The organism is Anaerotruncus sp. (genome assembly GCF_057433415.1).
This window is the reverse complement of record NZ_DBMDHH010000010.1, coordinates 64,377-70,950: the sequence shown is the minus strand read 5'-3', so window position 1 is coordinate 70,950 and position 6,574 is coordinate 64,377. Positions and strand designations below refer to the sequence as shown.

The window sequence follows — 6,574 nt, the reverse complement described above, 5'->3', positions numbered from 1 at the left end:
CCCTCCGCCCGTGAGGCGCACGCGCATCGGCTTGACCGATCGCGGGGTCAGTTGCGGGCAGGGGCCGCAACTGACGTGCGCCTTGCGCTCCCAACGACCGAAGCCGGATGGCACGCCGGGGACCCGCGGCGGAAAACAACGCCCGTTCCGGGCGTTCGCGCGCTCTGCGCGCGTGCGCGGCAAAGCCGCGCAGTTTTCCGCCTCCCCGTGGGCGCTGCGCGCCGCGCAAAAGCGGCCGTGCCTCCCCGGATGCACTTCCGATACGGTTCCGGAGACTCACCGGCAGAGGCATTGCGCCCGCGGCGCGGCGGCTGGCGGGCTGCTGTAGGCTCGTTCGCTCATCCGTGACGGGGCGCCGCCGACTTTGGCCGCAGGCCAACCGGAGGCGGCGCGGGGGTCGCAGGGGCAAAGCCCCTCGTGCCCTTCTTTGGTTCCTTTCTTGGGCAAGCAAGAAAGGAACTCGCTGTCGGTCGACTACCGACAGGCCCTCCGTCCCCCGGGCGGAATATCTAAAACCACCCCGGGGCGGGACCCGGCAAACTACACCGCTCACTGAGCGGTATCCCTAAGGACCGCCGTCGGCCGGCCACCGACAACCTCCGCCGCTCGTTGAGCGGAAAACCCAGCCGTTTCCGCGCGGCAAAAAAGCGGCCGCCCTTTCGGGCGGCCGCTTACCTATAAATCCAATTTAAATCTCCTCCACCGTGACGACCACGGCGTCGCCCGGCTGTTTGCCGATTTTCGCGCGGATGTCCTTACGCAGGCCAAGGATATGGCAGGGTGTCCCCATGCGCACGAGGCTTCCCTCGTACGGCTCGCCGTCGAAGGCGGCCCGCACCCTGACGCGCCCCTTTCCATATACGGCGCGCACGTCGAAGGGGATTTCGACATACGCGCCGTCGATGTCCGGGACTTTTTTGATGATCGCCGTAAAGGTCCGTTTCATCCAACCGCCTCCACGGATAAGATACCCGGCGGGACGCGGGGCTATTCGCTGTAGAGAGCGAGGACCTCCCGCGCGGCGGCACAGAGCCCCTGCGCCACATGGCCGGGGGAAAGGATTTTGACCTCCCCTCCGAACCCAAAGACCCACGAATAAAACTGGGGGCTCACCTGCACCTTGACAGTGGCGTTGAAGTGCGCGTCGTCCGCCCGTGAGAGGAAGGCGTCCTTGCCGAAGCGGTCGAGCACCACGCCGGCCAGATGATTGACGAACCGCAGCCGGACGGTTTCTTCCTCGCCGCCGAACATCCCGAACACCCGCTTGGAATAGAGCGCCATGTCGAACCGGTCGAAATGCTCCTGCCCGTCCCGCCGTTCTGCGGTGAGCTGGATTTCAGCCATTTTGTCGACGCGGTAGTGCTTGATGATGTCCGCCTCGCTGTCGAACCCGATCATATAATAGTTTTCGTCGTCCCAGGTCAGCGCCCACGGGCTGATGCGGTAGCGTTTTCCATTGCGGCGGAACTGCTTTTTGAGCGGCCCGCCCTCCTCCGAAAAGTCGACCGCCCACTCGAAGTAGCGGAAGCTGATCTTTACGCCAGCCGTGATTGCCGCATGGATCTTGTCGACGTTGTAGTAGATGCTTTCGTTCATCGTCTTGATGCGGTTGGTGACAAACACCTGCCGCTGGAGCAGCCGCGCCTCGTGCACGCTCGCAAGGCTTTCCACCTTTTTGATCAGCTCGGTGGATTTTTTGTGGGTGATGAATTTGGAGGACTGCACCGCGTCGACCAGCAGCTTGAGCTCGGGCAGCTGGAAGGTCCGGTTCGCGATGAAGTATTTGTGCCCCGTGCGCTCGACGTCCAGCCCGTAAACGCGCAGCATTTCGAGGTCGTCGTAGATGCTCTTGCGCTCCGCCGTGACGCCGTAACCGCCGAGCGCGTCGAGGATCTCCGGCAGCGTGAGCCCGTGCTCGTCGTCGGTGCGTTCGAGCAGGATCTTCATGAGATAGAGCAGCTTCAGCTTCTGATTCGGATTTTTCGGCATTTTCCCGCCCCCTTTACAGTCCCATTGTAACAAATTTCCTGTCCAATAAACAGCCCTCTTTTTACCCTTGCCGGGGCGGGTCCCGCGTGGTATCATAGTAACAGCGCGAACCGGGGGGGAGGCTTTCGGGATGGAAAACGGGACATGCTATGCATATCTGCTGCGCTGTGCCGACGGCACCCTTTACGCGGGCTGGACGAACGATCCCGCCGCCCGGCTCGCCGCCCACAACGACGGCCGCGGCGCGAAATACACCCGCGGGCGGCTTCCGGTGGAGATGGTCTACCGCGAGGCGTTCGATACCAGAGCCGAAGCCATGCGCCGCGAGTGGGAACTCAAACAGATGACGCGGGCCCAAAAGCTCGCGCTGATCGCACACGGGGCCGGGCGCCCGCCGTCGTCTCAAAAAGGGGCTTTTTGAGACGACGCCCGCGCAAAGCGCGGGCCATGCGTCCTTCGGGACGCATGGGCGGGCGCCCCGCACCCCTGTGCCATGGGAGGAACACGAATGACGGCAAGCATCCCCGACACCGCCCTGACGCACGGCGGAAGATTCCATGCGGACGACGTTTTTTCGGCCGCGCTTTTAAAGCTCCTCAACCCATCCGTCCAAATCACCCGGGTGTTCGACGTACCCGAAAACTTCGACGGGCTCGTCTTCGACATCGGATGGGGAAGATTCGACCACCACCAGAAAAACGCGCCCGTGCGGCCCAACGGCGTGCCCTACGCGGCGTTCGGCCTGCTGTGGAAGGAATTCGGCGCGGGGCTGGTCGGCCCCGAGGAGGCCGAACGGTTCGATTTCCATTTCATCCAGCCGCTCGACCTCGACGACAACACCGGCTGCGGCAGCGAGATCGCCGGGCTGATCGGCGCGTTCAACCCGAGCTGGGATTCGGACAAGTCGCCTGACGACTGCTTCGCGGAGGTGGTCGCCTTTGCAGAGGTGATTCTGGAGAAGCGGTTCGAGGGCATCTGGAGCATCCAGCGCGCCCGCGCGCTCGTGGAACGCGCGCTCGGCGAAATGAGGGACGGGATCGTGATCCTGCCCACCTTCGCCCCCTGGAAAATGGCGCTCGTGCCCTCCCCGGCGGAGTTCGTGGTCTATCCCTCCCAGCGGGGCGGATACAGCGCGCAGGCGGTGCCGAACGACGACGAGACGCACAGCCTCAAGCACCCCTTTCCCGCCGGGTGGGCGGGCCGCTCCGAGGAGGAGCTTCCCCGGATTTCCGGAATCGAAACGCTGCGCTTCTGCCACAACAACCGGTTTCTGATCGCGGCGGGAACGCTGGAGGACGCCGTCCGCGCGTGCGAAGCCGCGCGGCGGGAAAAATAGAGACGGAGGAAACGATGATGACGGAATACGAATCCATTCAGGAGCTGCCGCGGGAAAAGCTGCTCGAGCTTTGCGAAATGTTTTCCAAGAACTGGCTTGCGCTCGACGGGCTGTGGTTCCAGTCGATCGAACACAAGCGCGGCATGGACGAGGCGGTCGAGCACGACGTGAACGCGTGGGCGCGCTTCACCGAAACCGAGGCGCGGCGGATCAAGGAATTCCTCGGCCTGCCCGAGCTGGCGGGGCTCGAGGGCCTGCGGCGCGCGCTGGCCTTCCGGCTCTACGCGCCGCTCAACCGCCACGAGACGGTGCTCGAGGGCAACACCCTCACCTTCCATGTGCGGTCCTGCCGCGTGCAGGACGCGCGCGCCCGCAAGGGGATGCCCTACCACCCCTGCAAGCCGGTGGGGCTCGTCGAGTACACGAATTTCGCCCGGGTCATCGACCCGCGCATCACCACCGAGGCGGTCAGCTGCTACCCCGACATGACCGACGAATCGAGCCGCTGCGTGTGGCGCTTCACCCTGGACCCCCAAAACGCCTGAGGCGGCCGCTTAATGTCCGGATAACATGCGAAAAACGGGAGGCCGCTTTGCGGCCTCCCGTTTTAATCTCCCGGGTTCCGTTTGGCGCTTGCCGTGCGCACGGCGAGCTTACAGATGCAGACGGCGGGCAGATATTTTTCGACGACCTCTTCCCTGCGCGGGTCGCCCGGGGAAAACCGCCGTGCCAGCAGGTCGAGCTTTTCCCGCTTTTCTGCGGGGTCGGTGACGATCGAGGCGGTCCCGGTAAAGACCGCGCTCTCATAGCGGGTGTTGTACCGCTCGGGGATCACCCTCGCCGGCCCCACCACCGTAAAGCAGACCTCCGGGCGCGCCCTGATGCAGTCGAGCTTCCGCCCGCTTTTCGCGCAGTGAAAAAAGACGCACCGCTCCTCCGGAAGCCAGACATAGTTGAGCGGGATGCCGTAGGGCCCGCCCTCCGGCGTCACGAGGGAGAGGAAGCCGTATTCCCCCTCCGCGAGGATGCGGTAGGCCTCCCGCTCGTCCAAAAACCGATTCCCAGCCATGGCGTCCGCTCCTTTCACCCTTCAGGGCTTCCAAAAATCATTTCCTCCACGAACCGCTCCCTGAAAACCGGGCTCTCGGTGAGGTCGAGCACCCGCGCGTCCCGCGCGAGCGCCTCCGCGTCGTCGAGCGCCCGCTGGGAGGCGGCGATCATGCAGGCGCCCATCCCGGCGGCGTTGCCCGCCGCGGACACCCGGCCCGCGAGCGCGGCGGGGATGAGGCCGACGCGCGCGGCGGCCTGCGGGTCGATCGCGCTGCCGAAGCCCCCCGCGATGTAGAGGGTCTTGACGTCCGACGGCGAGAGGCCCGCCGCGTCGAAGAGGGCATCCATCGCCGCCGCGATCGCGGCCTTGGCGAGCTGGAGCTGCCGGATGTCCCGCTGGGTGAAAACCACCCCGCCGCCGAGCGGGAAGCCCTCCTCCCAGCGCTCGTCGAGCAGGCCGGTCTCGTCGACGGCGCCCAGCTCGAGCAGCGCGGCGAGCAGGCTGACCGCGCCGGTCCCGCAGACGCCGCGCGGCGGCCCGCCGCCGATCGTCCTGCAGACGATTCCGCCGTCCCTGACGGCGGCGGCGCAGATTGCGCCGTCGGCGGCGACCATCCCGCACCGGAGCCCCGCTCCCTCGAAGGCCGGACCCGCGGCCGCGGAACAGCAGAGCGCGCCCTCTTCGGTCATGAGGGCGAGTTCGCCGTTGGTGCCCACGTCGAGGAGCAGCTCGCGGGGCTCAAGGCGGCAGGCGAGCAGGGCGCAGACGGTGTCCGCGCCGACGAACGCGCCCACGCAGGGCGCGAGATAGACGGGCGCGGCGGGCGGCAGCGTGGGGAAATATCCCCGCGCGTTATAGAGCACCCCAAAGAGGCTCTGCGGGGTGTAGGGCGCCGCGGCGAGCCCGGCGGGGTCGAGCCCGGCAAAGAGGTGGAGCATCGCCGTGTTGCCGGTGAGCACCACGCCGCGCACCCTGTCCGGCCGCACGCCGCGCCCGCGCAGCAGCCCGGCGAAGAGCCGGTCGAGCTGGCCGGCCAGCGCCTCCCGCAGGGGGCGGACGCCGATTTCGGCGCATTTCCCGATGCGGGTGATCACGTCGGCGCCGAAGGGGGCCTGCGCGTTCAGCTCCCCCGCTGCGGCGGGCCTGTCCGGACGCAGCGGGTCGCAGAGATACGCGGCGACCGTCGTCGTGCCAATGTCGGCGGCGAGGACATGCCCCCGCCCGAAGGGGGGCTCCCCCGCCACGGCGGGGAGCGTCCCGCCCTTCCGCACCCGCGGGCGCGGGGGGGAAAGCGCGTGGACGGTGCAGCTCCCGAGCGCCCGCGCGCAGCAGGCGAGCCGCACGTTGGAGAGCTGTTCCTCGGTCGTGAGCAGCCGCTTTTCCTCCGCGGAGAGGGGGGATAGCTCGCCGTAGGCGGTCACCCTGCACGCCCCGCAGGTGTGCGCGCCGCCGCAGGGCAGCGAAAACCCGTGGGGCGCGAGCAAATCGGAGAGGAGCGCCGGGCCCTCCCAGGGGATCTCAAACCGCCGGCCGCCGAGGGTGGCGCAAATCCGTTTCACCGGCTCATCCCTCCCCGGGCGTCCGCGGCAGCAGCCTGCGGCAGAGCCAGCGCGCGAGCAGCGCGCTTCCCACCCCGAGCAGCGCGCCCGCGAGCAGGTCGGTCGGATAGTGGACCGACAGGTAGAGCCGGGAAAAGGCGATCAGAGCGGCCAGCGCCAGCGCGGGCACGCCCCACTTTTTGTTGAGCAGGAAGATCGCGGCCGCGCACGCGAAGGAGGACCCCGTATGCCCCGAGGGGAAGGAGGAGGAGCCGGGCGGGGGGATGAGCAGCGAAACGCCGGGCAGCAGCGTGAAGGGACGCGGCCGCTGGATCAGGTTTTTGAGCACGACTTCGCCCGAGACATAGGCGATCAGCAGCGACAGCCCGCAGAAGATGCCCGCGCGGCGGGTCTTTTTGCGGGCGAGCAGCACAAAGCAGATCACCACCCAGATGAATCCGCTGTCCCCGAGCGCGGTGATATAGGGCATCACCGTGTCGAGGAAGGGGCCGTGCAGATGTTCCGCGGCCCACCGGACGATGGTAAGGTCCATGTTCGCACCTCCTAGCAGTCCCTCTATTTTATCATGGGAACGGTAAAACAATCAATGACAAACGGGAGATTTGTTGGTATAATAAACAGGTATTCACCCGGGCGGCG

General features: G+C 66.7%; 8 protein-coding genes. 3 read left to right on the top strand and 5 right to left on the bottom strand.

Annotated elements, in window-relative coordinates; genetic code table 11:
- Nucleotides 1–688 precede the first annotated feature (688 nt).
- Both ACZO3G_RS04855 and ACZO3G_RS04850 read right to left on the bottom strand, forming a co-directional pair.
- Nucleotides 689–946: a DUF1905 domain-containing protein gene (locus ACZO3G_RS04855; protein WP_121586713.1), complete on the bottom strand. Its 258-nt coding sequence runs from the start codon at nucleotides 944–946 to the stop codon at nucleotides 689–691.
- Nucleotides 947–987: 41 nt separating this feature from the next.
- Nucleotides 988–1,989 (bottom strand): helix-turn-helix transcriptional regulator, encoded by a 1,002-nt coding sequence (locus ACZO3G_RS04850; RefSeq protein ID WP_101552849.1) that lies wholly within the window; start codon nucleotides 1,987–1,989, stop codon nucleotides 988–990.
- A 130-nt stretch (nucleotides 1,990–2,119) separates the two neighbouring features.
- On the opposite strand from ACZO3G_RS04850, the gene ACZO3G_RS04845 reads away from it, so the two are divergent.
- The 3 genes from ACZO3G_RS04845 (at nucleotide 2,120) to ACZO3G_RS04835 (ending at nucleotide 3,870) form a co-directional block, all read left to right on the top strand.
- Entirely contained in the window at nucleotides 2,120–2,410 is a 291-nt protein-coding gene (locus tag ACZO3G_RS04845) for a GIY-YIG nuclease family protein (protein ID WP_288235010.1), read from the top strand.
- Between the two features lie 87 nt (nucleotides 2,411–2,497).
- Entirely contained in the window at nucleotides 2,498–3,325 is an 828-nt protein-coding gene (locus tag ACZO3G_RS04840) for an MYG1 family protein (protein ID WP_276873974.1), read from the top strand.
- Between the two features lie 17 nt (nucleotides 3,326–3,342).
- Entirely contained in the window at nucleotides 3,343–3,870 is a 528-nt protein-coding gene (locus ACZO3G_RS04835; protein WP_276873972.1) for a DUF6125 family protein, read from the top strand.
- A gap of 62 nt (nucleotides 3,871–3,932) precedes the next feature.
- Here ACZO3G_RS04835 and ACZO3G_RS04830 read toward each other — a convergent pair whose 3' ends face one another.
- Genes ACZO3G_RS04830 through ACZO3G_RS04820 form a run of 3 tightly spaced genes read right to left on the bottom strand, consistent with a single transcriptional unit; the run spans nucleotide 3,933 to nucleotide 6,467 of the window.
- Complete coding sequence (locus ACZO3G_RS04830; protein WP_101552856.1) at nucleotides 3,933–4,394, bottom strand: pyridoxamine 5'-phosphate oxidase family protein; 462 nt, start codon at nucleotides 4,392–4,394, stop codon at nucleotides 3,933–3,935.
- Nucleotides 4,395–4,408: 14 nt separating this feature from the next.
- Complete coding sequence (locus ACZO3G_RS04825) at nucleotides 4,409–5,935, bottom strand: ASKHA domain-containing protein (RefSeq protein WP_277138661.1); 1,527 nt, start codon at nucleotides 5,933–5,935, stop codon at nucleotides 4,409–4,411.
- Nucleotides 5,936–5,939: 4 nt separating this feature from the next.
- Nucleotides 5,940–6,467 (bottom strand): phosphatase PAP2 family protein, encoded by a 528-nt coding sequence (locus ACZO3G_RS04820; RefSeq protein ID WP_101552860.1) that lies wholly within the window; start codon nucleotides 6,465–6,467, stop codon nucleotides 5,940–5,942.
- Nucleotides 6,468–6,574: the final 107 nt, after the last annotated feature.

Excerpts from the sequence above, each read along its gene's own strand:
- ACZO3G_RS04840 (WP_276873974.1), top strand. The coding sequence starts at position 2,498 with ATGACGGCAAGCATCCCCGACACCGCCCTGACGCACGGCGGAAGATTC.
- ACZO3G_RS04820 (WP_101552860.1), bottom strand. The coding sequence starts at position 6,467 with ATGGACCTTACCATCGTCCGGTGGGCCGCGGAACATCTGCACGGCCCC.
- ACZO3G_RS04850 (WP_101552849.1), bottom strand. The coding sequence starts at position 1,989 with ATGCCGAAAAATCCGAATCAGAAGCTGAAGCTGCTCTATCTCATGAAG.
- ACZO3G_RS04830 (WP_101552856.1), bottom strand. The coding sequence starts at position 4,394 with ATGGCTGGGAATCGGTTTTTGGACGAGCGGGAGGCCTACCGCATCCTC.
- ACZO3G_RS04855 (WP_121586713.1), bottom strand. The coding sequence starts at position 946 with ATGAAACGGACCTTTACGGCGATCATCAAAAAAGTCCCGGACATCGAC.
- ACZO3G_RS04845 (WP_288235010.1), top strand. The coding sequence starts at position 2,120 with ATGGAAAACGGGACATGCTATGCATATCTGCTGCGCTGTGCCGACGGC.
- ACZO3G_RS04835 (WP_276873972.1), top strand. The coding sequence starts at position 3,343 with ATGACGGAATACGAATCCATTCAGGAGCTGCCGCGGGAAAAGCTGCTC.